Raw genomic sequence first — 22039 nt, forward strand, 5'->3', positions numbered from 1 at the left:
CCAGCTGTTCCGGGGTCACCCTACGAAAGTTTTTCCACGAGCGTGAGGTCCGCCTCCCGGCGTTTGAACGTCTGCGCATTTCCGTCGTCACCGTCGCGATAGGACTTCGCCGCCGTCTTGACGTTGTCCGCGAGCCCGCCCACGCCCTCGGCCGCGGCTGCCAGCGCCTCCTTGGCCTGCTCGCCCGTCGGCTTGATGATCGGCGGGAGAAACGCGCACAGCAAACCGTATGCGTCGTCCGACATTGCCGTGTCCGCCGCCGAGGCCGCCGTGTTCAGCCGGTCCACCAGGCTTTCGACGTGGCTCGCGTGCGCCGCCAGGCTGTCCGACTCGACTTCGAATCCGTCGCCCGCCATGTCCTCGCTCCCGTCCTGGTTCCGGAACACTTTCCCCGAACTTATCGGAAGGGGGGCGGTTACCCGCAACCACGACAAGTTCCCGAAAGGAAGTACTGCGCCGCGGCCGGATTGCGCCGAGTACCAGGACTCGTGCACCGTAGGAAACTGTGCGCGGACGACCTCGTAAACGCCGCGCGAGCCTGTCTATAGTCGGCGTCGTCCTGATCCGAGTTGTAGTCGAGCGCGCCTGTTTTCACGCGTATCAGGACAGATGTGTTTTGCACCAAAAGATGTGCTTGAACGCCTTCGCCGCATCACCCGTCCAGTTGGTGCTCGTCCCTTCTTCGTATCCGAGGTGGCGAGCCGGTGACATGCTGGCATGTCGGCGAAGTGGGGTGCTGAGGTGATTTCCCCGCCCTACCGCCGCTTCTAACGTGATCACCGTCAAGTTGGAACGACCCAGGGGATGACGATGACGAAGAAGGCATTCGGCGGGCGGCGGATCGCGGCGGTGGCCGTGCTGACGGCGTTGGCCGCGGGGGCGATCGCCTACAGCTCCACCGCGCAGTCCGCCACGGCCGCGCAGCAGCCGGCGGCCGGGCTGACCGAGGCACTGCACGACGCCCTCCAGAGCTACCTGGACGAACACCGCGCGAAGGACCACATGTCCACAGTGGCGCTGCGGGTGACCTATCCGGACCAGCGGCCCGCGACGGCGGTGAGCGTCAGCACCGGACAGCCGGTCCCGGACGACGCGCTGTGGCAGATCGGCAGCAACACCAAGGCCTTCACGTCCGTGCTCCTGCTCCAGCTGGAAGCCGAGGGACGGCTGTCCGTGCACGACAAGCTCGGGAAGTGGCTCCCCCAGTATCCGGCGTGGCGCGACGTCACCATCACCCAGCTGCTGTCGATGACCAGCCGCATCCCCGACTACGCCCAGCAGGACGCGTTCGGCGAGGTGATCGTCGGCGACCCGGCCACCGTGTTCACGCCGAAGCGGCTGGTGTCCTTCGTCTCCGGCCTGCCGCTGGGCCCGGCCGGCTACAACTACTCCAACACCAACTACATCCTCGCGCAGATGATCATCGAACGAGTGACGCACGACAGCTACGACTCCCAGCTGCACCGCCGCATCCTCGGCCCGCTCGGGATGCACGACACCTGCCTGCCGCCGGCTTGCCCGCCGGACACGTCCCGGCGGATGCCGGCGGGGTACTCCGGGGTCTCCGCGCTCCCCACGTGGCTCGGCAAGCCCGTGCCCGCCCTCGCGCTGTCCTGGGCCCAGGGGGCCGGTGGGCTGGTCGGCTCGCTGCCGGACCTGACCACCTGGACCCGGGCGCTCTACGACGGACGGTTGCTGCCGCCGGCACAGGAGCGCGAACTCCGGTCGCTGGTCTCCGTGACCACCGGCAAGCCCATCCCGACCGTCACCCCGCAGGACCCGGTCGGTTTCGGGCTCGGCGTCGCCCAGCGCATCGACTCCGGCACCGGCCGCCCCGTCTGGGCGTACCGGGGCGAGACGTTCGGGTTCCAGGTGCTGCACACCTACGTCCCGGAGTCCGGGATCATCATCACCCTCGCCGTGAACAGCACGGCGGACCAGGACACGCTGACCGGTTTCGCCGACACCGTCCACAAGACGCTGGACACGTCGCGGCCGTACTGACCGGCTCGGGCCAGAAAGGCGAACCGGTGAACCACCAGGGTCTGGGCTTCATCTTCCGCAACGCGCTGACCGGGCTGCGAGCCGGCGGCCAGCTCGTGCGGTGGCCGGTCTGGCTGGTGCTCGGGCGGGATCCCCGGCCGGCCGCGGACGCCCTCGTCGAGCACCAGGACCGGGTGGAGGGCAGTGCCCCCGCCGGCCGCCGCGAAGGCACCCGCCGGCGGGTGCGCTGGCTGGCCGTCCAGGCGGTGCTCGGGCCGGGAGTGCTGGCGCTGACCGTCGCCATGTGGGCGACGGCGGCGGTCGTGGTCAGACTGACCGCCTCCCGGGCCGACGCGCTGCAGGTGCAAACCGCCGAACTGCGCCGGATCGAACGCGACCTGCACGACGGCGCCCAGGCCCGGCTGGTGTCGGCCGGAATGCTGCTCGGCCTGCTCGACGTCAAGCTCGACGACCTGCCGGCCGGCCGCCGGCAGCTGCTCACCGAAGCCCGCTCGGAGGTCGGCGAGGCGTTGCAGGAGCTACGGGACCTGGTGCACGGCGTGTACCCGCCGATCCTGGCCGACCGCGGCCTGACCGGCGGCATCGAGTCGCTCGTCGAGCGCAGCGCGCCGGTGATCGGATCGGTCACGGCCCTGGACCGTGGTGTCCGCCGTGGACGATCCGGACGCGCTGCTCGACGCGCTCGAGCAGCACCAGCCCGACGTGGCCATCGTCGACATCAGGCTGCCACCGACCTACCGCGACGAGGGCCGGCTACCTGCTCAAGGACCGCGTCAGCGACGTCCGGCAGTTCATGACCGACCTCCGCGCGGTCGCCGCGGGCGGGACGGTACTGGATCCCCAGGTCGTCCGGGCGGTCTTCGACCGGCTCGCCAAGACCGCTCCCCAGGCCCAGCTGACACCGCGGGAACGCGAGGTCCTGGGCCTGATGGCCCGCGGCCTGTCGAACTCCGCCATCGGCGTCGAGCTCGACATCACCGAACGCGCGGTCAGCAAGTACATCAACCGGATCTTCGCCAAGCGGGACCTCCCGCCGGGCGACAACGTCCACCGCCGGGTCCTCGCGGTTCTGCACTACCTCGACGACATCGAGACCTGACGGCAGCTCCGCCGCCCCGGAGGCAGCCGGGACTGTCCGGGATCCTGCTCGATCCTGTCCGCGGCATGGCGTTCGGGCTGTCCGAGCGGCCCGTTCGCGATCATTTCCAGTCCGCGTCGGTCCAGTCGCCGATCACCGGAGGCGCCACCACCTGGTCACCCGCGAAGTAGTCCGGGTCACCGCTTTCGAGGAAGCTGGCCACCTTGTGCTCCTTGTCGTCTTCCTTCTTCGCACCGGCTCCCATGGCGCCCATCCCCGGAGTGCCCGACGCGCCGGGCGCGCCGCGTCCGGACTGCGCGCCACGCGCTGCCGCGGCTTCGGCGTCGACGGCCGGACCGGACACCGCACCGCCGCTCAGGTTCCCCGCGCCACGGACGTTCGCGCCGCCGGCCGCGCCGGTGCCGGCTCCGCCGATGATCCCGCCGGTACCGGCGGTACCGGCGGGCAAACCCGTGATCGGGTCGATGCCGGGCGTGGCGAATCCGCTACCGGTGGGCGGGCCGCCGCCGCGGACGCCGCCGCCACCGGACGTGTCGGGGATGCTCAACGGCATCGGCGCGTAGCCGATCCCGCCGCCACCTCCGCTCCCCTGGGTGCTCTCGATGCCCTCGATCCCGGAGGGCGTGAAGCCGGACGACGTCGTCGAGTTGTCGAGGCCCGGGACCGAAGATCCAGGGATTCTGGCGCCGCTGAAACCGCTGCCGCGGGAAAGGTCCGGCGGGCTGAAGCTCGACGGAGCGCCGGCGCCGGAGAAACCGGTCGGCGCCACACCGCTACTGCCCACTTGGGAGCCGCCGACGGGAATGCGGCCACCCGCGAACCCGGCACGGTCCACATCGGAACCACCAGGAACGCCGCCGCTTCCGGCTCCAGCACCCGGCGTTCCGGGAACGCCCGCGCCGCCCAGGCCGTCGAACGCCGCTGCGCTCTCGCCCGCGGACGTCGCTCCGGTGGACCAGGCCGTCAACGGCCGCGTGCCATCGGCCACGCCACCACCCACACCGTCAAACCCCGCCGAACTGTCACCCGACGACCACGCCGTCAACGGCGGCGCACCACCGGCCACGCCACCACCCACACCCTCAAACCCCGCCGAACTATCACCCGACGACCACGCCGTCAACGGCCGCGCACCACCGGCCACGCCACCACCCACACCCTCAAACCCCGCCGAACTATCACCCGACGACCACGCCGTCAACGGCCGCGCACCACCGGCCACGCCACCACCCACACCCTCAAACCCCGCCGAGCTATCACCCGACGACCACGCCGTCAACGGCCGCGCACCACCGGCCACGCCACCACCCACACCCTCGAACCCCGCCGAGCTATCACCCGACGACCACGCCGTCAACGGCCGCGCACCACCGGCCACGCCACCCTGCGTCGCCGCGGCGACCGTCGAAGGAAGCTTGGGCGGGGGCGGGAACATCGGCGTCGCGACCGCACCGGCGATCGTCCGGTCGTACTGCGTCATGATCTGCGCCGCGTGCTCGCGCGCGGCTTGCTGCGCGCGATAAGCCTGCACGGCCTCGCCCGCCACGGCCGCGTATTCCACGGGGTCGGTCATCGACATCAACCGCTGATTGGTGCTCTGCAGGTCGAACTGCACCGGCGGGTTCGCCGCCATCTGCCGCTGGGTCTCGTCGAGCGCCTGCGAGTGGATCTCCTGCTGCCGGCCGGTGAGCGTCGCGCCCTGCGCGGTCGCGCCCAGCCACCGGCCGACGCCGGCGAGGTGCTCGCGAACCGCGTTGCCGCCCTCGCCCTGCCAGTTCCCGACACTCTCGTCGATCGCGTCGGTCAGGGTCTTCCGGTGCGTGCCCAGGTCGTCGCCGACCCGCACCCACTCGTCCGACATCTCCGCGACAGTCGCCGGGTCGGCGTCCTGCGTGATGGCCTCGGTCATCTGCTCGTGACTCACGTTGCCCCACAGCGTGCGAGGCAGGTCGCCGACCTCGCGCAGGGAAAGGTCTTCGTCGCGCAACGCCGGATCGAGCCGGCCGGTGGTGGTCGCCACGGTCTCCCTCAGCTCTGGTCGGCGGCCGGGAGCGAGGTCAGCACCGCGCGGGTGTCCTCGTCCCGGGACTGGTAGTTCCGCTTGGCCAGCTCGATGGCCTCGATGTAGGTCGGGAACTCCTGCCGCGCCGCCTGCAGCTGGGTGAGCAAGCCGTGCTCGTCGGCCGCGGTGCCGACCATCCGCGCGGCCACCCATTGCCCGGTCGGGGTCCGGCTCATCGCCGGGGCGTCGTGCAACCGCTGCAGCGTGGCCCAACGGGATTCCACCGTCTCGAGCACGCCTTCGAGCGCCTCGATCAGCCGGTCGCCCGTGGTCTCGTCCACCGCGAAGCCGCCGCTTTCGGCGAGCTGCTTCATCTCGGTCCCCGCGAGACCGGTCAGAGCCACGAGAGCCGGGCTGAGCGCCTGGCTTTCCGGCGTCAATTCATCCAGTAGTTTCGGCGTGGCCGTCACATCATCCCGCGAGGCGGGGACGAGATCGGCCGCTTCCCGGCCGCTGGGGGCCATTGCCAGGTCGTCGGTCATCACCACGGTTCCTTTCCCGGTCGGTTCGGACGTTAGCGGCGCCGGACGGCCGGAAGCCGTTTATCCGGACCGCAGGCCCGAAAGATCGCGAAGCTTGTCCTATCGGGTAGCGCTAGATCAGCCCGGCTCGCAAGGAAAACGCGATGGCGTGCGCCCGGTTCCGGACACCGAGTTCCTGCTTCACCTTCGACACCACGTTCTTGACGGTCCGCTCGGAGCAGGCCAGCTTCTCGGCCACCATCCGGGTACCGAACCCGTCCGCCAGCAGCTGGAGGACTTCGATTTCGCGGTGCCCGAGCCGGTACCGGTGCGAGCCCGACCTCGGCTGCACTTCCGACTGGTACCGGCCGACGTCCTTCAGCAGGTCACCGAGCAGGGCCGCGGACAGGAAACCACCACCCGCGACCACCACCTCCACCGCCCGGAGCAGTCCTTCCGCGTCGACGGACCGCGGCACGACGGCGAACGCGCGATACCGCGCCGCCCTGAGCAGCTGCGACCCGCTGACGTCATCGGCGACGAGCAGGACGGGCGCGCCCGTCCGGGCGGATATCCGCTGCAGCACATCGAAAGTGGCTTCGGTGAACCGCTCGACACCCACCACCACCAGGTCCACGCTCGCGTAGTCGCCTCGGGAGACGACCACACGCGACGACGACTCGAGGTACGACACAAGTCCGGCGTGCGTCAGCGGATCGTTCGCGGTGACGGCGACACGAGTCGATTTCGCGAACTCCCGGCCGATCCCGGCGCCGTGAAGCGGATGAACCACCGACGCAAACTAGCACCGGCCGGGCACTTACTTTCAAGGGTCGTTGATCCCCACCGGGAACCGGGGTGTCCACACTGGCCACTCTCTCCCGGAGAGTCGTGACCCTTGCGGGTAACTACACCCTCGAACGTATCTTGGCGGGGGAGGAAACCTGATGACCAGTGTTTGCGAGACCGGACGACACCGGACCCACGACGTCTACGAAGCCCAGTGCCCGTGCCGGGCCATGCTCGACCTCTTGGCGAACAAGTGGTCCGCGCTCGCCATCGGCGCGCTCGAAGACGGCCCTCTGCGCTTCGGCGAGCTTCGACGGCGGCTGCAGGGCGTGAGTCCCAAGGTGCTCACGCAAACCCTGCGACGGCTGGAAGAACACGGGATCCTGAAACGCGTGGTCTACCCGTCCGTCCCGTTGCACGTCGAGTATTCCCTGAGCGAGCTGGGGATGAGCGCCGCCGTCCCGCTCGCGGCGGTTCGCGACTGGGTCGAGCGGAACATCGACAAGACCTCGGCGCCGTCCCGGTCGGAGGCGACCGGAGAAGCCGGGTTCGGCTAGCGGCCGGAGGGTGCCCGTCATCGATCCGCATCGGGATCCGGCGAGGGGCGCACCATCTCGTCGATGTTCTCGTCGACCCAGTTCCGCAGGTCTCGCGACAGACCGGCGGCACCGCGTCCGACTTCGGTCAGCGAGTATTCGACGCGGAGGGGGATGTCCGGGTAGACGACCCGGTTCACGAGCCCGAATTCCTCGAGTCTCCGCAGCGTCCGGGTGAGCACCTTGGGACTCACCCCCCGCAGCCGGCGCTGCAGCTCGCCGAACCGGAGGGCGCCGTCTTCCAGCGCCCCGATCGCCGACGCCGACCACTTGTTCGTGAACAAGCTGACCAGGGTGCGAAGACGAGCCTCCTCCGGCGCCCCGCCGACGGCGGCTCCGGTGGCCTCACAAGTGCTACTCATCGAATCTCCCGAACTTCGTGGACAACGTTGACAGCGAACACATCGGCAAATCCGGTCGTATTGCCAAAGCGGGGGCACGGCCACTAAAGTGACGCTGAACGTAGTGACGTCACACGGTGGACCGTGGCGACCGAGTGGCCGCGATGATGTGAATCTCCCTCTTCGGCGACAATAAGAAAATTCTCGCGGCCGGGCGTCCTACGAAATGGGGATCCGGCCGTACCCCTCTGGGGGTAGGCATCCTCGCCGCCGGGAGGTCGGCCGCCGTTCGGCTACCGTGACGGTGTGCGCGCCAAGCTCCCCGCCCCCGTGCTCGACGGCCTGATCGCCGCGGCCCTCGTGGCCCTCACCATCGCCAACGTCGCCGCCCGCCCGGGCGGGGGCTGGGTCGTCTACCTCCTCGGGATCCTGACGGTCGCCCCGCTCGTCCTGCGTCAGGTCGCCCCGATCGCCGTCATGGTGACGATCGCCGGTGCGGTGACCGCGTATTCCACCCTGGAATCCGCGGAACTCCCGAACGCGGGCATCGGCCTGCTGCTCGCGGTGTTCACCGTGGGGACCATGCGCGCCACCTCGGTCGCCGGCGCGATGTGGCTCCTGTCCGCTTTTTGCTTCGTCCCCTCGTTCCTGGCGCCCTCCGGTGACCTGACGCTGCCCAAGCTGATCGAGACCACGCTGGTGCTGCTCGGCGCGTGGGTGCTCGGCGAAAGCACCAAGCGGTGGGCGCAGCGGGTGCGGCAGGAGGCCGAAAACGCGCGCCGCGCCGCGGCCGACGAACGCGTCCGGCTCGCGCGGGAGCTGCACGACGTCGTCGCGCACCACATGTCGGTGATCTCCCTGCAAGCCGGCTTGGCGGGCTACGTGTTCGACAGCGACCGGCCGAAGGCCCGGGCGGCCGTCACCACCGTCGAGGAGACCAGCCGGGAAGCGCTGCTGGAGATGCGGCGGCTGCTGGACGTGCTCCGGCTCGACGACGACGACGACAAGATCGACCTCTCCCCGCAACCGGGCCTCGAGGAAGTGCAGGGGCTGGTCGAGCGCGTGCGGGCGGCGGGCCTCCCCGTGGACCTCGTGGTGACGGGCCGGTCGAGACCCGTTCCGCCCGGCGTCGCGATCTCCGCCTACCGGATCGTCCAGGAATCGCTGACCAACGTCCTCAAGCACGCGGGCCCGGCGTCGGCGCGCGTGGAAATCGCCTACCACGGCCGGTACCTCGAGGTCTCGATCACTGACGACGGCGCCGGCTCCCGAGTCGAAAGTGGACCGTCGTCGTACGGCATCCACGGGATGCGCGAGCGCGCGGACCTCTACGGCGGTACGTTCGACGCCGGACCACGGCCCGGTGGTGGCTTCGCCGTCGTGGCGTGCTTGCCGATCGAGGAGAGCGCATGACGATCCGGGTACTGGTCGCCGACGACCAGCCGCTGGTCCGGGCGGGACTGATGGCGCTGCTCGACGCCGCTCCGGGCATCGACGTGGTCGCCGACGCCGCGAACGGACTCGACGCGGTGGCCCTGGCCGCCACCAGCCGGCCGGACGTCGTGCTCATGGACGTACGGATGCCCGGCCTCGACGGGATTTCCGCGACCCGGCAGATCCTGAGCCGCGACAACGAACGGCCACCGCGGATCATCATCCTCACCACCTTCGACGTCTCGGAGTACGTCTACACCTCGCTGCGCGAGGGGGCCGCCGGCTTCCTGCTCAAGGACACGCCCGCCGACCGGATCATCGCCGCCGTCTACTCCGTCGCGGCCGGCGACGTCCTGCTGTCGCCCCGGATCACGCGGCGCCTGATCGAAACCTTCGCCCAGTACCACCGGCCGTCGAAGTACCGACGCGACCACCTGGCCGCCTTGACCAGCCGGGAGACGGAAGTGCTGCACCTGGTGGGCCACGGGCTCAGCAACACCGAAATCGCGGACCGGCTCACGCTCAGCGCGGAAACGGTGAAGACCCACGTCAAGCGGATCATGGGCAAGCTGGAGCTGAGCAGCCGGGCGCAGGCCGTGGTGGCGGCGTACGAATCCGGTCTGGTCGTGCCCTCGGCGGGGTGACCGGCTCAGGCTGCCGGCCGGCATGGGAACCCACCCAGGTCCACAGCGCGTCGAGCGGCTCCGCGGCACTGCGCCCCAGCCGCGTCAGCGCATACTCGACGCGCATCGGCACGACGGGATAGATCGTGCGATCGACCAGACCGTACCGCTCGAGCCGCCGCAGCGTCTGCGCCAGCACCTTGGGGCTGACGTGGGCCAGCCGGCGCCGCAGCTCACCGAACCGCAGCGGCTCGTCCTCGAGCACGCCGATGACGAGCACCGTCCACTTGGTACCGAACAGGTCGGACAACGCACGGCACGGGCGGCCGGGCGCGCACGCACCATGCGCACTCGGCCGCCGGGTGTCACTGACGCTGGCCAAGAAGCCTCCCGACGACGGTCACGCGCGGACTCGATCGCCATCGTCGCCGGGTCTCGTGGGCGCGGAAAGACGTCCGACCGTCAAAAACCGCAAGGAACCTGCCACCCTGGCTTCAGTACGGGCAGCCCGGGGCCCCAGAGCCGTCAGCACGCCGACGCCGATCGAGACCACCGCGAGTACCCCGAACCCCCACCACGGCAGCAGGCTCTTCCCGTCGGGGTGGGTGCTCACCACCAGCCACGTCGAGGCGGCGGCCGCGACCGCGACGCGCGACGTCGGCCACGCGGTCGCCGCCCCGAGCACCAACGGCCACGTGAAGTACCAGGGAAGCGACACCGGCGCGAGCACCACCGTCGCGAACAGCGCGGCCGCGGCTCCGCGGACCGCAGCCGCTCCCCCCGCGCGGGAACGCCACCACAGCCACGTCACCACGCCGGCGAGGACGACCCAGCCGGCTCGCCGGCACGTCGCGACCGCGGAACCGGGCAGGACCAGCCCGCAGATCTTCCCGAGCGCGGTCGGGAGCGACAGCCACGGTTCCAGCACCGAGTTGGCGCTCAACGCCCGGATCCAGCCGAGATCGACGCCGGCGGCGACGCAGCACAACCCGAAGGTAGCGACCACAATGGACACCGAGGCCGCGAACACGACGAAGTGGCTTCGCGGCGAAGGCCGCCCGCCCGACCGTCGCGCCGCCCACACCCACACCAGGAACGGCAACGCCACCGCCGCCGGAGCCTTCACCGCGGCAGCCAGCGCGACCGACGCGAATCCCAGCTCCGGCGCGCCGGTGAGCACCAGCGCCGTCCCGGCCGCGAGCAGTCCGACCATGAGCAGGTCGTTGTGCCCACCGGACACCACGACCAGCACCGTCAACGGATTCGCCACCGTCATCCACAAGGCACGGTCCGGCCGGGCGCCGAGGTGACGGCACAGGACCGGTAAGGCGAAACAGAGCAACGCCAGCCCGGCGACCATCGTCAGCCGGGTCAGGAACGCGCCGAGGACGACGTTCTCACCGGTCACCGCGAGCACGGACTTCACGATCAGGATCTGCAGCGGCCCGTACGGTGACGGGATGGACATCCACCCGCCGGCGGCGCTCTCGGTGATCGCGCCGGGAACTTCCGCGGGAACGTGGGTGTACGGGTCGAGTCCGGCGTGCGCCACCGCACCCTGCGCGAGGTAGGTGTACAGATCGGTGCTGAACAACGGCGGCGCGCAGAGCAGCGGGACGCACCACAGCCACGCCGCCCGCACGACCTCGCGCGCGTTCGTCCGGCCCGCCCGCACCGAGTGTCCCATTCGGACCCAGTCCCCCAGCAGCAAGGCAAGGCCGACGTACAGCACCGCGGTGGCGAGCACCCGGCCGTTCCCGGCCGGCCAAGCGCTGAACAGCACGGGATCGCGGGGCGTCGCACCCGCGCCGAACGCCCCGAGCGAGACCAGCACGGAACCGCCGATTCCCAACGCGCTCTTTCCGGCGAAGATCATGGGGCAGGTCTAGTCAGGGGCCGCTCACGGGCCGGTAAAATCGGCGTTTATCCGGCCTTTATCCGTCCGGCGTTCTACTGAGGCTCGTGGGGAGGGAAACCATGCGCGTACTGGTGGCCGAAGACGAGCGGATGCTGGCCGACTCCATCACCGAGGGGCTGCGGCACCTGGGCATGGCGGTGGACGTCTGCTACGACGGCGACGCCGCGCTCGAACGCGTCGCGGTCCACCGGTACGACGTCGTGCTGCTCGACCGCGATCTGCCGCTGGTGCACGGCGACGAGGTCTGCCGGAAGATCACCGGCGGCGACGGCGAGACCCGCGTGCTGATGCTCACGGCCGCCGCGGGCATCCGCGACCGGGTCGACGGGCTGGGCCTCGGCGCGGACGACTACCTCACCAAGCCGTTCGCCTTCGCCGAGCTCGTCGCCCGGGTGCACGCGCTGGCCCGGCGCGCCCGGCCGGCGCTGCCGCCGGTGCTCGAACGCGACGGCGTCGAACTGGACCCGGCGAAGCGGTTCGCGTCCCGGGAGGGCCGGCCGTTGCCGTTGTCCCCCAAGGAGTTCGCCGTCCTCGAGGTGCTGCTGCGGGCCGAGGGACGGGTCGTCAGCCCGGAAGAGCTGTTGGAGAAGGCATGGGACGAGCACGCCGACCCGTTCACGAACACGGTGCGGGTCACGGTGATGACCTTGCGGAAGAAGCTCGGCGCGCCGCCGGTGATCCACACCGTGCCCGGAGCGGGCTACCGGCTGGGTACCTGAGGCGCGCCCGGGCGTCGGTGCGCGGCCGCGTCGAGCTGGTCGTCCTCGGTGTCCTGCTCGCCACCCTGGCCCTGGCGTACCCGGTCATCAGGGCACTGGGAGTCGTGCTGGGCACGTTCGTGAGCAACGACTTGTGCCCACGCGGTACCGGTTGCCACAGCGTGGCGGGCGGGATCCTGTGGCTCCTGCCGCTCGTCGCCTTGGTCGTCCTGGCGATGGTCGTACGCCGTCCGCTGGCGTCCTGGGTGCTGCGGCCGCTGCCGGACCTCGCGGCCACGATCGAGCAGCTGGGGCCGCGGAACCTCGGTCAGCGCATGCGGCTGGAGCAGACCGACGGCGAGGTGCGCGCGCTCGCCGCCGCGGTCAACGGGATGCTCGACCGCATGGCCATCGGCTTCGAGGGCCAACGGCGGTTCGCCGCGAACGCGTCGCACGAGCTCCGGACCCCGCTCGCGGTGCAGCGGACACTCGCCGAAGTCGCGGTGGTCACCGGGGGCGGCGAAGACGTGCGGCGGCTGGCGACGCAGCTGCTGGCGGTCAACGAACGCAACGACCGGCTCATCGAGGGGCTGCTCGTGCTGGCCGAGGCGGACCGGGGGCTGCCCGCCGCGGTGCCGGTGCGGCTGGACGAGCTGGTGGACGCGGTCCTCGCCCGGTACGCCGAGCGGCTGGCCGAAAGCGAGCTGACCCTGCGGTGCGACTCGGCGGAGCGCAGCGTGCCCGGTGATCCGGTGTTGCTGGATCGGCTGATCGCCAACCTGGTGGACAACGCGATCAAGTACAACCGGGCCGGCGGCTGGGTCGAGGTGGTCGTCGGCGGCGACCCGGCGCTGAGTGTGCGCAATTCCGGCGAGCGCGTGCCGGCGGAATCGGCCGACTCGCTGTTCCAGCCGTTTCGCCGCCTGGCCGCCGACCGCACGAGCCACCGCGACGGCGCCGGGCTCGGACTGTCCATAGTGCACTCGATCGCGAGCGCGCACCACGGGCGGGTGTCGGCGGTCCCCGGCGAGGACGGCGGCCTGCGGGTCGACGTGGTCCTCCCCCGACCCGAGTCAGCCGGCTGACGGCTGGTCCTGCGCCTCCAGCCGTTCGCGCACCTTGTCGCCGATGGCGGCGAGCGCTTCGAGTTCGGCCGGAGTGAGGTGGTCGACGACCACCTCACGGATGTCGGCGACGTGCCGGGGCGCCGCCGCCTCGATCAGCTCGGTGCCCTCGGCGGTGATGGCGATGACCGCGCCGCGCTGATCAGTGTGACACCGCTCGCGGCGCACCAGGCCGCGTTTCTCCATCCGGGTCAGGTGCTGGGACAGGCGGCTCTTCTCCCAGTGCAGCAGCCGGCCGAGCTCGAACGACCGCAACGGGTCGGCCGCCTCCGACAGGTGGGCCAGCACCTGGTAGTCCGCGTGGGACAGACCGCAGCGGTGGCGGAGTTGCCGGTCGATGAACTCCGCCAGGCCCTCCTGCATCGCCATCAGGCTGCGCCAGGCCCGCTGTTCCCGTTCGTCCAGCCACCGCACCTCGGTCATACCGCCACTCTACCCATCTGGTTGACACGTTAACAAGTTGCGGCGTAGCTTCGAGTTAACACGTTAACCAAATAGGCAGGGAGGCAGCATGAAGGTCGCGAACGTCTCGGGACGACTTCATCTCGTCCGTGACGGGCGGGTGCTCGACGTCGGCAAGGCGAGCGACGGCCGGTTCTCGCCGGAGCCGGGTGAGGCCTACGCCCGGTGGCCGGAGCTGACCGCGTGGGCCGCGGAGCAGCGCGACGACGCGTTCACCGATGCGCTCGATGTCGCCGAGCTGGGCGCCCCCGTTCCGGCGCCGCGGCAGGTGTTCGCGCTCGGCACCAACTACCGCACGCACGCGGCGGAGGTCGGCTGGCCGATCCCGGAGACCCCCATGGTGTTCACCAAGTTCCCGAGCTCCGTCACCGGGCCCGTCGCGCAGGTGGAGATCACCGGGTCGCAGGTGGACTGGGAGGTCGAGCTCGTCGTGGTGATCGGCACCGGTGGCCACCGGATCGCCGAAGCCGACGCGTGGCAGGCGATCGCGGGATTCACGGTGGGACAGGACATCTCCGACCGCGACGTACAGATGCGGCCGAAGGCGAGCCCGCAGCTCGGGCTGGGCAAGTCCTTTCCGGGCTTCTCGCCCATCGGACCGGTCGTGGCCGACCTCGACGAGGTGGGCGATCCGCACGACCTCGGCCTGCGGTGCCGGGTGAACGGCGAACTGGTGCAGGACGGCCGCAGCGACGATCTCGTGTTCACCATCCCGCAGCTGGTGGCGTACCTGTCCGACGTCGTCACGCTCCTGCCCGGTGACCTCGTCTTCACCGGCACCCCGTCCGGGGTCGGGATCGCCCGCCGCCCACCCCGGTTCCTCGCTCCGGGCGACGTACTGCGCAGCGAAATCGACCGGATCGGCGAACTGACGACGACCTTCGTCGAGCGACGGGTGCGTGCCTGATGCCGAACCCTCGCAAGCGCCGCCCCATCATCGCGCCGAAGCTGCACCACGCCACCTTCCTCACGCTCAAGCTTGACGAGATGGCTTCCTGGTACGAGCTGGTCTGCGGCCTGACCCCGGTCCACTACAGCGACGGCGCCGCCTGGCTGACCAACGACGAGGCCAACCACCGGATCGCACTGCTCACGCACCCGAAGACCAAGAAGCCGGTCGACAAGCCGACCAGTGCCGGCCTGCACCACACCGCGTTCGAATACGCCGCGTTCGACGAGTGGCTCGACAACTACGTGCGGCTCAAGGACGAGGGAATCCTCCCGTTCATGTGCCTCGACCACGGCATGACCATGTCGATGTACTACGCCGATCCCGAGGGAAACGGCGTGGAGATCCAGGTCGACCTGTTCGGCGACTGGCACGTCTCCACCGAGTGGATGTGGGCCTCGCGCGAGTTCGCCGAAAACTCCACCGGCGTGTGGTTCGACTCGGACAAGCTGGTCGAGGCGCGCGCACAGGGCGTGCCCCACGACGAGATCCACGCCAACGCCCGCTCGGGCAAGTACACCCCGGAAAACCCGCCCGCCGACATCCTCCTGCCGGAGGTGTACTGACATGAAGTTCGGGATGATCGGAGCCGGGACGCTATCCCAGGCCATCGCCACCCACCCGCTGAAAGCGGGCCACGAAGTGGTCTTCAGCAACAGCCGGGGACCGGACACCCTGACTGAGCTGGTCGAACGGCTCGGGCGGGGCGCCTCCGCCGGCACCATCGCCGAGGCGGGCGAAGCCGATTTCGTCATTCTCGCCGTGACTTGGCGCCGCGTGCGCGAGGCGTTGGCGGCGCTGCCGTCGCGGCCGGGACGAATCCTGATCGACGCGACCAACCAGTGGGCGGACCCGCCACCGGCCGCCGTCCTCGACGTCCTGGACGTCGGTGGCAGCGAGTTCGTCGCTTCCCTGCTACCGGACGCTCACGTGATCAAGGCGTTCGACAACCTCTACGGGCCGGTCATCGCCGCCGACCCGGTCACCCCGGCGGGCCGCCGGATCCTCTTCTACGCCGGCGACGACGCCGGCGCGAAGTCCGGCTTCCGCGCGGTCGTCGACGACTTCGGCTTCGCGCCGGTGGACCTCGGACCGCTGACGATGGGGCGGCTCATGCAGGTCGACGGCCCGCTGACGGGCCTGCACGCGGTCCGTGAGGAAGTGCCCCATCCGGTCGGCCTGAACGGCCGGTCGTAAGCAATCTTTGCCAGGAAAGGAAACCAAGATGAACGCCGTCCTCAAGCGATTGGATCCGGAAGCCAAGGAGGTGTTGTTCACCGGCGCCCGGACCGCGAACAGCTTCGCGGACACGCCGGTGAGCGACGCGGAGCTGACGGAGATCTGGGAGCTGGCCAAGTGGGCACCCACGTCTGCCAACACCCAGCCCCTGCGTGTCCTGTTCGTTCGTCCGGGAGAAGGTCGGGACCGGCTCGTCAAGCACCTGACCGAGGGAAACCAGGCGAAGACCCAGTCCGCGCCCGCGGTCGCGGTACTGGCCATGGACACGCGGTTCCACGAGTACATCCCGGCGCTCCTGCCCTTCAAGCCGGAGCTGAAGGAGGTGTTCGCGGCCAACGAAACGATGCGCGACGGGACCGGGACGTTCAACGCGACCCTGCAGGCCGGTTACTTCATCCTCGCGATCCGCGCGGTCGGGCTCGCGGCCGGGCCCATGGCGGGTTTCGACGCGGCCGGCGTCAATGCCGAATTCTTCCCGGACGGGCGCTTCCGCTCCATCCTGGTCGTCAACATCGGGCACCCGGGAGAAAACCCGTGGTTCGAGCGGTTGCCACGCCTGGAGCACGACGACGCGCTGCAGTGGGTTTAGCGCCGGACTCGGTCACCCGCGCCGCGTCGACGGATCTTCACCCGTCGCATACCTGACCACGGACGGCGGTCCGGGACTTCGCCGTCGCGACCTTGCGCCGGCACGAGGAGCCGACGACCGCCGTCCTCGGTCGGTGGGCCGCGGCCGGGCACCCCGAGGAGGACCATGACCACGAAAGACCGCAACCACGCCTTGCTGAGCACCCGCCGATCGGCGGACCAGGTCGAGGTGTCCGTCCGCGAAGTCGAGCTGCCCCGACCGATCGACTCCGACGACATCGTCGTCCGGATGCTGGCGGCGCCGATCAACCCCTCCGACATCGGATCGATGCTCGGCCCGGCGGACCCCGCCACAGCACAGCCCGGGGGGGACGCGAGCGTGCTGCTGCGGGTGCCGGACGCGGCCGAGGTCGATCCGGCCACGCTGGGGGTGGCCCGCCCGCTCGGGCTGGAGGGGGCCGGCCGGGTCGTCGCCGCCGGCCCCGCCGCCCGCGACCTGCTCGGCCGGGTCGTCAGCCTGATGGGTACCGGCACCTTCGCCCGGTACGTGCGGGCCCGGGCGCGCGACAGCGTGCCCCTGCCCGAGCACGTCCCGGCCGCGCAGGGCGCTGCCGCTCTCATCAATCCCCTGACGGTGCTCGGCATGGTCGAAACGATGCGGGAAGAGGGCTTCACCGCCCTCGTCCACACCGCCGCCGCGTCCAACCTCGGGCAGATGCTGCAGCGGCTCTGCCTCGCCGAGGGCATCGGCCTGGTCAACATCGTGCGACGGCCCGACCAGGTCGAGCTGCTGCGCTCGCTCGGAGCGGACCACGTGCTGAACACGTCCTCCCCCGCCTTCTTCGACGAGCTGGTGGAGGCACTGCACGCGACCGGTGCGACGCTGGCCTTCGACGCCGTCAGCGGCGGGACACTGGCCGCGGACATCCTCTCGGCCATGGAGCAGGCCGCGATCCGCGGCGGCGCCGGTTTCCCTCACGGCCCCCGCTACGGGACGACCGTGCCCAAGAAGGTCTACTCGTACGGCGGTCTCGACCCCAGCCCGATCACGGTCGAGCGCCGCTTCGGGTTCACCTGGTCGATCGGCGGCTGGCTGGTGTTCTCGTTCCTCGAGCGGATCGGACCCGAGCGAGCCGCCCGGCTCAGGCGCCGCGCCGTCGACGAGATCGGCACGACGTTCGCCAGCCGCTACACCCGCACCGTGCCGCTGTCCGCCGTCACCGATCCCGAAACGCTGCGCGCCATCAGCCGGCGCGCGACCGGCGAAAAGTACCTCCTCGACCTCGACGAAGGGACCGACGATGACCGACGCGTCCGATGACCTGACCTTCGATCCGCACGGCGACGGCCGGACGCTCGAGGAACTGCTCCCGGACCTGCGGCAGGTCCAGCTGTACATGATCCGGATGGACATGATCGAGCCGGTCGAATCGCCGATCGGACCACCTGCTGCCGCACCTGCGCGAGCACGCCCTGTGGCTGCGCCACCAGGAGCGGACCGGTGCGCTGTCCATGTCCGGTCCCAACCGGTGCGACGAAGAATGGAACGGCAGCGGCACGGCGATCGTCCGAGCCGGTTCCTGGACCACGCCCGCCGGATCGCCGAGACCGAGCCGTTCCACAGCAAGGGTCTGCGCGTGAATTCGGTACACGGGTGGCAGCTCAGCGAAGGGGCGCTGCGGCTGAGCGTCGACCTGTTCGACAACCGGTTCGAGATCCGCTGACGTGGCCGCGTACGCGCCCGTCTGGTGCCCTGACCCGGACCTGGTGGCCGGCTCGGCCCTCGCCCGCTTCACCGCGCACCTCGGCCGGTCGTCCGAGACCTATTCGCAGCTGTGGCGGTGGTCGGTCGATCACCTCGAAGAGTTCTGGGCCGCGGTGTGGGACTTCTTCGACGTCGAGGCCGAAGGTCGGCCGGCAGCCGTGCTCGCCGGCAGCTCGATGCCCGGTGCCCGCTGGTTTCCCGGCACCCGGCTGAACTACGCCCGGCACGCCTTGCGCCACGGCGACCAGCCGTCCACAAGGGATACCGTCGCCGTGACCGCGATCGACGAGAACGGCGACACGACCACCACCACCTGGGCACAGCTACGCGCTCAGGTCGCCTCCGTCGCCCACTGGCTGCGCGGCATCGGCGTCGGCGAGGGCGACCGGGTGGTCGGCTACCTGCCCACCACGACGCCCGGCTTGGTCGCCTTCCTGGCCACGGCGAGCGTCGGCGCCGTGTGGTCGGCCTGCGGACCCGACTACGCCGCCACCGGGGCGATCGCGCGTTTCGCGCAGCTCGAACCGGTCGTGCTGTTCGCCACCGACGGATACCAGTGGAACGGGCGCGGTCACGACCGCCGCACGGAGGTCGCCGCCCTGCGGGACGGGCTGCCGACGCTGCGTGCCACCGTCCACGTCCCGCATCTCGGAACGGAGACCGGGCCCCGAGCCGACGTCACCTGGGACCAGGTGAGCACCCAGGCGGCCGAGCTCGAATTCACCGCGGTCGAGTTCGAGGCGCCGCTGTGGGTTCTCTTCTCCTCCGGGACGACCGGGGTGCCCAAAGGCATCGTGCACGGCCACGGGGGCGTGCTGCTCGAACATCTCAAGCTGCTCGCCCTGCACCTCGACGCCGGGCCCGGCCGACCGCTGTTCTGGTACACCACCCCGAACTGGATGATGTGGAACCTCCTCGTGTCGGCATTGCTCGTGGGCGCGCCGATCGTCCTCTACGACGGCAGTCCCACCCACCCGGATCCCCTGCGCCTGTGGCGCATCGCCGCCGAGCGGGGCGTCACCGTGCTCGGCGTCAGTCCCGGTTACCTGCAGGCGAACGCCAAGGCGGGCACGCACCCGGCCCGGGACCTCGACCTGTCCCGGCTGCGCACCCTGGGGGTCACCGGGGCGCCGCTGCCCGCGCCGTCCTACCGCTGGGTCCGCGACGAGATCGGGCCGCACGTCCAGGTCGCCTCGACCAGCGGCGGCACCGACGTCGTCAGCGGGTTCGCGGGCAGCGCGCCGACAACTCCGGTCTGGGCCGGCGAAATCTCCGCACCGCTGCTCGGGGTCGCGCTCGAGGCGTGGGACGAGTCCGGGCAGCCGGTGGACGACGGCGTCGGCGAACTCGTCGTCACCAAGCCGATGCCGTCGATGCCGCTGTACTTCTGGAATGACCCCGGCGGCCGCCGCTACCGTGAGGCCTACTTCTCCCCCTATCCGGGCGTTTGGCGCCACGGCGACTGGATGCGCACCACCGGACACGGCTCGGTGATCATCTCGGGTCGCTCCGACTCCACCCTCAACCGCAACGGCGTACGCCTGGGCAGCGCCGAAATCTACACCGTGGTCGACAAACTGCCCGCGATCACCGAATCCCTGGTCATCGGCGCCGAGCTGGCCGACGGCGGCTACTGGCTGGTGCTGTTCGCGGTGCCGGCCGAGGGCGCGGGCTTCTCCGCGGAGCTGACGGCGAGCATCAAGGCGGCGATCGCGGCGGAGGCGTCACCGCGGCACGTGCCCGACGACGTCATCGCCGTGCGCGCCCTGCCCCACACCCGGACCGGAAAGCGGCTGGAGGTACCGGTCAAGCGCCTCATCCAGGGGCACTCCCTGGACGAGGTCGTCAGCCGGGACGCCGTCGACGACTTCGCCGCTCTGGCCCAGTTCACGGCCTACGCACGACGACGATGACGCCGCGGCTCAGTCGGCCTTCGCGTAGCTCCACTCGGGCTTGCCGCCGGCCGCGTTCGACGTGACGTCCGGTCCGATGATAAGAAACCGCACCTCATCCTCCGCCACCGGACAGTGCTCGACCCCGCGCGGGATGACGAACAGCTCGCCGGACCCGAGCTCGACATCACGGTCCCTGAGCTGGATCGTGATACGGCCCGACAGGACCAGGAACGTCTCATCCTGGTCCTCGTGTGAATGCCAGTTCGTCGAACCGACGCCCTTCGCGACCTTGAACAGGTTGCCGTTCGCCTCGGCGAGCACCCGCTGGGACCAGAACTCCGTGAGGTCCGCGGCCGCCGCGGCCAGATTCACCTTGCCCATCTGCTCGATATTCGTCATGAGTTCAGCATCTCCCGATCACCGGCCTCACGGCCACCACAGAACTGTCAGAATTCGCAGGGATCCTGCGCCCTCAGTCCACAACGGCCTGAAACGCGCCGCGGTCCCGGTGCTGCCGCCACAGGACGTCGGCCACCTTCGCCGGCTCGTGCTTGAGCCCCGCGCCGAGCGCGCCGACGACGGCCGTGTGCGCCACGTGCACGCCGTCGGCCGCGACGGTTTCGTGCAGCATCCTGGCGTAGGCGACCTCGGCCGCATACGTGATGCCGGAACTCGCCAGCGCGGCCTGGGGCGCGATGGCGCCGCCTCCTGTGGTGAACAGCACCGTGCCGTGCCCGCGCCGGCGCATGCCCGGCAGCACGGCGTTCACCGCTGCGACGGCCCCGACGACGCTGAGCTCCAGGGAGGCACGCAGGTCCTCGGGGCTCGTCTCGGTGACCGGCTTGATCCAGCCGAGGGACGGCAGCGGGCTGAACAGCAGCGCGTCGACCGGCCCGAGCCGGTCGGCGATGCGGTCGAGCGCGGCGGCGGTGCCCTCCGGGTCGCGGGCGTCCGCGGCGACGCCGGTCGCCGTGACGCCCTCGCCGGCCAGCTCCCGGACCAGGCCGTCCAGCTTGTCCTGACGGCGGGCGACGAGCCCGACGCCGAAGCCGGCTTCGCCGAACTTCCGTGCCGTCGCCAGGCCGAGACCGGCTCCGGCGCCGAGGATCGCGAGCGTCGTCATTCCGTCACCTCCGTGCTCTTGCTGAGGTCTTCCCACCGGGCGAAGTCGCGCTGCAGGGAGTCGAGCTTCCCCCGGGCGACCTTCAGGGCGGCCGTGCCGAGCAGCAGCCGCAACGACGGCTCTTCGGCTTCGAGCACGGTCACGATGGCCTCGGCCGCACGGACCGGGTCGCCGGGCTGGCTGCCGTAAGTGGCCAGCGTCGCTTCCCGGCGCTTGCCGGCGGTCTCGGCGTAGTCGTCGATGCGGATCGGGGACTGCTTCATCGACGGCCCGGACCAGTTGGTGCGGAACGCGCCGGGCTCCACGATGGTCACCCCGATGCCCAGCGGCGCGACCTCGGCGGCCAGGGACTCCGACAAGCCTTCCACAGCGAACTTCGTCGCGTGGTAGTAGCCGGTCGCGCCGAACCCGGCCAACCCGCCGAGCGAGGAGATGTTGACGACGTGACCGGAGTGCCGGGCGCGCATGCCGGGCAGCACGGCCTTGGTGACCTCGACCAGACCGAACACGTTCGCGTCGAACAGCGCGCGGACCTCGGCGTCGTCGCCTTCTTCGATGGCGGCCAGGTAGCCGTAACCGGCGTTGTTGACCAGGACGTCGATCCGGCCGAAGACCGCTTCCGCCTGCTCGACCGCGTCGGCGACCTGCCCGGGATTCGTCACGTCGAGGGACAGGGCCACGGCCCGGTCGCCGTGGCGGTCGACGAGGTCGGCGACCGTCCGCGGGTCGCGGGCCGTGACCGCCGCCCGCCAGCCGCGCTCCAGCACGTACGTGGCCAGCGCCCGGCCGAGGCCGGTCGAACAGCCGGTGATGAACCAGACCGGGGATTCGGTGAGTGTCATGAGAACTCCTTTTCTCTTCCTGGCCCC

Annotated in this window: 26 protein-coding genes; 15 read left to right on the forward strand and 11 right to left on the reverse strand. The window is 70.5% G+C overall.

Annotation, left to right across the window (positions count from 1 at the left end):
• Window positions 1-20: 20 nt before the first annotated feature.
• Window positions 21-356: a type VII secretion target gene (locus AB0N03_RS43580; protein WP_364385671.1), complete on the reverse strand. Its 336-nt coding sequence runs from the start codon at window positions 354-356 to the stop codon at window positions 21-23.
• Window positions 357-810: 454 nt separating this feature from the next.
• Between AB0N03_RS43580 and AB0N03_RS43585 the strand changes: the two genes are divergently transcribed.
• Genes AB0N03_RS43585 through AB0N03_RS43595 form a run of 3 tightly spaced genes read left to right on the forward strand, consistent with a single transcriptional unit; the run spans window position 811 to window position 3103 of the window.
• Window positions 811-2004 (forward strand): serine hydrolase domain-containing protein, encoded by a 1194-nt coding sequence (locus tag AB0N03_RS43585; RefSeq protein WP_364385673.1) that lies wholly within the window; start codon window positions 811-813, stop codon window positions 2002-2004.
• 26 nt (window positions 2005-2030) lie between these two features.
• A complete protein-coding gene (locus AB0N03_RS43590; protein WP_364385675.1) occupies window positions 2031-2801 on the forward strand; it encodes a histidine kinase dimerization/phosphoacceptor domain-containing protein in 771 nt (256 codons plus the stop codon).
• Window positions 2798-3103, forward strand: coding sequence for a LuxR C-terminal-related transcriptional regulator (locus AB0N03_RS43595; protein ID WP_364385677.1), 306 nt, complete (start codon window positions 2798-2800; stop codon window positions 3101-3103). The genes AB0N03_RS43590 and AB0N03_RS43595 overlap by 4 nt, the downstream gene beginning before the upstream one ends.
• 100 nt (window positions 3104-3203) lie before the next feature.
• On the opposite strand, the gene AB0N03_RS43600 is transcribed toward AB0N03_RS43595, so the two are convergent.
• The 3 genes from AB0N03_RS43600 to AB0N03_RS43610 all read right to left on the reverse strand — a co-directional run bounded on the left by AB0N03_RS43600 (window position 3204) and on the right by AB0N03_RS43610 (window position 6419).
• A complete protein-coding gene (locus AB0N03_RS43600) occupies window positions 3204-5123 on the reverse strand; it encodes a hypothetical protein (protein ID WP_364385679.1) in 1920 nt (639 codons plus the stop codon).
• Between the two features lie 8 nt (window positions 5124-5131).
• Window positions 5132-5647, reverse strand: coding sequence for a hypothetical protein (locus AB0N03_RS43605; protein WP_364385681.1), 516 nt, complete (start codon window positions 5645-5647; stop codon window positions 5132-5134).
• A 112-nt stretch (window positions 5648-5759) separates the two neighbouring features.
• Window positions 5760-6419 (reverse strand): response regulator transcription factor, encoded by a 660-nt coding sequence (locus AB0N03_RS43610; RefSeq protein WP_364385683.1) that lies wholly within the window; start codon window positions 6417-6419, stop codon window positions 5760-5762.
• Window positions 6420-6573: 154 nt separating this feature from the next.
• On the opposite strand from AB0N03_RS43610, the gene AB0N03_RS43615 reads away from it, so the two are divergent.
• Complete coding sequence (locus AB0N03_RS43615; protein ID WP_364385685.1) at window positions 6574-6972, forward strand: helix-turn-helix domain-containing protein; 399 nt, start codon at window positions 6574-6576, stop codon at window positions 6970-6972.
• Between the two features lie 17 nt (window positions 6973-6989).
• On the opposite strand, the gene AB0N03_RS43620 is transcribed toward AB0N03_RS43615, so the two are convergent.
• Window positions 6990-7373: a helix-turn-helix domain-containing protein gene (locus tag AB0N03_RS43620; RefSeq protein WP_364385688.1), complete on the reverse strand. Its 384-nt coding sequence runs from the start codon at window positions 7371-7373 to the stop codon at window positions 6990-6992.
• Window positions 7374-7658: 285 nt separating this feature from the next.
• Between AB0N03_RS43620 and AB0N03_RS43625 the strand changes: the two genes are divergently transcribed.
• Together AB0N03_RS43625 and AB0N03_RS43630 are read left to right on the forward strand one after the other, a co-directional pair.
• Window positions 7659-8765: a sensor histidine kinase gene (locus AB0N03_RS43625; protein ID WP_364385691.1), complete on the forward strand. Its 1107-nt coding sequence runs from the start codon at window positions 7659-7661 to the stop codon at window positions 8763-8765.
• Window positions 8762-9430, forward strand: coding sequence for a response regulator transcription factor (locus AB0N03_RS43630; RefSeq protein ID WP_364385693.1), 669 nt, complete (start codon window positions 8762-8764; stop codon window positions 9428-9430). The genes AB0N03_RS43625 and AB0N03_RS43630 overlap by 4 nt, the downstream gene beginning before the upstream one ends.
• Here the strand turns inward: AB0N03_RS43630 and AB0N03_RS43635 are convergent.
• Complete coding sequence (locus AB0N03_RS43635; RefSeq protein ID WP_364385696.1) at window positions 9345-9791, reverse strand: helix-turn-helix domain-containing protein; 447 nt, start codon at window positions 9789-9791, stop codon at window positions 9345-9347. The genes AB0N03_RS43630 and AB0N03_RS43635 overlap by 86 nt on opposite strands.
• A gap of 18 nt (window positions 9792-9809) precedes the next feature.
• Window positions 9810-11285, reverse strand: a complete 1476-nt coding sequence (gene mptB, locus AB0N03_RS43640) for a polyprenol phosphomannose-dependent alpha 1,6 mannosyltransferase MptB (protein WP_364385699.1) — start codon at window positions 11283-11285, stop codon at window positions 9810-9812.
• A 101-nt stretch (window positions 11286-11386) separates the two neighbouring features.
• Between mptB and AB0N03_RS43645 the strand changes: the two genes are divergently transcribed.
• On the forward strand, window positions 11387-12046 hold the full coding sequence (locus AB0N03_RS43645) for a response regulator transcription factor (RefSeq protein ID WP_364385702.1): 660 nt from the start codon (window positions 11387-11389) through the stop codon (window positions 12044-12046).
• 17 nt (window positions 12047-12063) lie between these two features.
• Complete coding sequence (locus AB0N03_RS43650) at window positions 12064-13110, forward strand: HAMP domain-containing sensor histidine kinase (protein ID WP_364385705.1); 1047 nt, start codon at window positions 12064-12066, stop codon at window positions 13108-13110.
• Here AB0N03_RS43650 and AB0N03_RS43655 read toward each other — a convergent pair.
• The gene (locus tag AB0N03_RS43655; protein ID WP_364385708.1) at window positions 13099-13572 is read right to left on the reverse strand and encodes a MarR family transcriptional regulator; all 474 of its coding nucleotides are present in this window, start codon (window positions 13570-13572) and stop codon (window positions 13099-13101) included. The two genes, AB0N03_RS43650 and AB0N03_RS43655, sit on opposite strands and share 12 nt — an antisense overlap.
• A gap of 88 nt (window positions 13573-13660) precedes the next feature.
• On the opposite strand from AB0N03_RS43655, the gene AB0N03_RS43660 reads away from it, so the two are divergent.
• From AB0N03_RS43660 to AB0N03_RS43690, 7 genes are all read left to right on the forward strand, one after another.
• Entirely contained in the window at window positions 13661-14518 is an 858-nt protein-coding gene (locus AB0N03_RS43660) for a fumarylacetoacetate hydrolase family protein (RefSeq protein ID WP_364385711.1), read from the forward strand.
• Complete coding sequence (locus AB0N03_RS43665) at window positions 14518-15126, forward strand: VOC family protein (RefSeq protein ID WP_364385714.1); 609 nt, start codon at window positions 14518-14520, stop codon at window positions 15124-15126. Before AB0N03_RS43660 ends, AB0N03_RS43665 begins: the two co-directional genes overlap by 1 nt.
• Window position 15127: 1 nt before the next feature.
• Complete coding sequence (locus AB0N03_RS43670; protein ID WP_364385717.1) at window positions 15128-15757, forward strand: NAD(P)-binding domain-containing protein; 630 nt, start codon at window positions 15128-15130, stop codon at window positions 15755-15757.
• 28 nt (window positions 15758-15785) lie between these two features.
• The gene (locus AB0N03_RS43675) at window positions 15786-16388 is read left to right on the forward strand and encodes a malonic semialdehyde reductase (protein ID WP_364385720.1); all 603 of its coding nucleotides are present in this window, start codon (window positions 15786-15788) and stop codon (window positions 16386-16388) included.
• Window positions 16389-16553: 165 nt separating this feature from the next.
• The gene (locus AB0N03_RS43680; RefSeq protein ID WP_364385723.1) at window positions 16554-17708 is read left to right on the forward strand and encodes a hypothetical protein; all 1155 of its coding nucleotides are present in this window, start codon (window positions 16554-16556) and stop codon (window positions 17706-17708) included.
• Window positions 17689-18111, forward strand: coding sequence for a hypothetical protein (locus AB0N03_RS43685; protein ID WP_364385726.1), 423 nt, complete (start codon window positions 17689-17691; stop codon window positions 18109-18111). Before AB0N03_RS43680 ends, AB0N03_RS43685 begins: the two co-directional genes overlap by 20 nt.
• Before the next feature lies 1 nt (window position 18112).
• Window positions 18113-20065, forward strand: coding sequence for an acetoacetate--CoA ligase (locus tag AB0N03_RS43690; RefSeq protein WP_364385729.1), 1953 nt, complete (start codon window positions 18113-18115; stop codon window positions 20063-20065).
• 9 nt (window positions 20066-20074) lie between these two features.
• On the opposite strand, the gene AB0N03_RS43695 is transcribed toward AB0N03_RS43690, so the two are convergent.
• From AB0N03_RS43695 to AB0N03_RS43705, 3 genes are all read right to left on the reverse strand, one after another.
• Entirely contained in the window at window positions 20075-20446 is a 372-nt protein-coding gene (locus tag AB0N03_RS43695) for a cupin domain-containing protein (protein WP_364385732.1), read from the reverse strand.
• Window positions 20447-20519: 73 nt separating this feature from the next.
• A complete protein-coding gene (locus AB0N03_RS43700) occupies window positions 20520-21170 on the reverse strand; it encodes an SDR family NAD(P)-dependent oxidoreductase (RefSeq protein WP_364385735.1) in 651 nt (216 codons plus the stop codon).
• Window positions 21167-22012: an oxidoreductase gene (locus tag AB0N03_RS43705; protein WP_364385738.1), complete on the reverse strand. Its 846-nt coding sequence runs from the start codon at window positions 22010-22012 to the stop codon at window positions 21167-21169. The genes AB0N03_RS43700 and AB0N03_RS43705 overlap by 4 nt, the downstream gene beginning before the upstream one ends.
• Between the last annotated feature and the right edge of the window lie 27 nt (window positions 22013-22039).

Origin of the sequence: Amycolatopsis sp. NPDC051061 (assembly GCF_040682935.1) — a bacterium.
In the GTDB taxonomy this organism is placed as follows: Bacteria; Actinomycetota; Actinomycetes; order Mycobacteriales; family Pseudonocardiaceae; genus Amycolatopsis.

What these genes read in the sequence shown, in the direction of transcription:
- AB0N03_RS43680 (WP_364385723.1), top strand. Translation starts at nt 16,554, where the DNA reads ATGACCACGAAAGACCGCAACCACGCCTTGCTGAGCACCCGCCGATCG.
- AB0N03_RS43580 (WP_364385671.1), bottom strand. Translation starts at nt 356, where the DNA reads ATGGCGGGCGACGGATTCGAAGTCGAGTCGGACAGCCTGGCGGCGCAC.
- AB0N03_RS43670 (WP_364385717.1), top strand. Translation starts at nt 15,128, where the DNA reads ATGAAGTTCGGGATGATCGGAGCCGGGACGCTATCCCAGGCCATCGCC.
- AB0N03_RS43605 (WP_364385681.1), bottom strand. Translation starts at nt 5,647, where the DNA reads ATGACCGACGACCTGGCAATGGCCCCCAGCGGCCGGGAAGCGGCCGAT.
- AB0N03_RS43595 (WP_364385677.1), top strand. Translation starts at nt 2,798, where the DNA reads ATGACCGACCTCCGCGCGGTCGCCGCGGGCGGGACGGTACTGGATCCC.
- AB0N03_RS43685 (WP_364385726.1), top strand. Translation starts at nt 17,689, where the DNA reads ATGACCGACGCGTCCGATGACCTGACCTTCGATCCGCACGGCGACGGC.
- AB0N03_RS43615 (WP_364385685.1), top strand. Translation starts at nt 6,574, where the DNA reads ATGACCAGTGTTTGCGAGACCGGACGACACCGGACCCACGACGTCTAC.
- AB0N03_RS43675 (WP_364385720.1), top strand. Translation starts at nt 15,786, where the DNA reads ATGAACGCCGTCCTCAAGCGATTGGATCCGGAAGCCAAGGAGGTGTTG.
- AB0N03_RS43700 (WP_364385735.1), bottom strand. Translation starts at nt 21,170, where the DNA reads ATGACGACGCTCGCGATCCTCGGCGCCGGAGCCGGTCTCGGCCTGGCG.
- AB0N03_RS43705 (WP_364385738.1), bottom strand. Translation starts at nt 22,012, where the DNA reads ATGACACTCACCGAATCCCCGGTCTGGTTCATCACCGGCTGTTCGACC.
- AB0N03_RS43660 (WP_364385711.1), top strand. Translation starts at nt 13,661, where the DNA reads ATGAAGGTCGCGAACGTCTCGGGACGACTTCATCTCGTCCGTGACGGG.
- AB0N03_RS43655 (WP_364385708.1), bottom strand. Translation starts at nt 13,572, where the DNA reads ATGACCGAGGTGCGGTGGCTGGACGAACGGGAACAGCGGGCCTGGCGC.
- mptB (WP_364385699.1), bottom strand. Translation starts at nt 11,285, where the DNA reads ATGATCTTCGCCGGAAAGAGCGCGTTGGGAATCGGCGGTTCCGTGCTG.
- AB0N03_RS43645 (WP_364385702.1), top strand. Translation starts at nt 11,387, where the DNA reads ATGCGCGTACTGGTGGCCGAAGACGAGCGGATGCTGGCCGACTCCATC.
- AB0N03_RS43665 (WP_364385714.1), top strand. Translation starts at nt 14,518, where the DNA reads ATGCCGAACCCTCGCAAGCGCCGCCCCATCATCGCGCCGAAGCTGCAC.
- AB0N03_RS43585 (WP_364385673.1), top strand. Translation starts at nt 811, where the DNA reads ATGACGAAGAAGGCATTCGGCGGGCGGCGGATCGCGGCGGTGGCCGTG.
- AB0N03_RS43695 (WP_364385732.1), bottom strand. Translation starts at nt 20,446, where the DNA reads ATGACGAATATCGAGCAGATGGGCAAGGTGAATCTGGCCGCGGCGGCC.
- AB0N03_RS43620 (WP_364385688.1), bottom strand. Translation starts at nt 7,373, where the DNA reads ATGAGTAGCACTTGTGAGGCCACCGGAGCCGCCGTCGGCGGGGCGCCG.
- AB0N03_RS43630 (WP_364385693.1), top strand. Translation starts at nt 8,762, where the DNA reads ATGACGATCCGGGTACTGGTCGCCGACGACCAGCCGCTGGTCCGGGCG.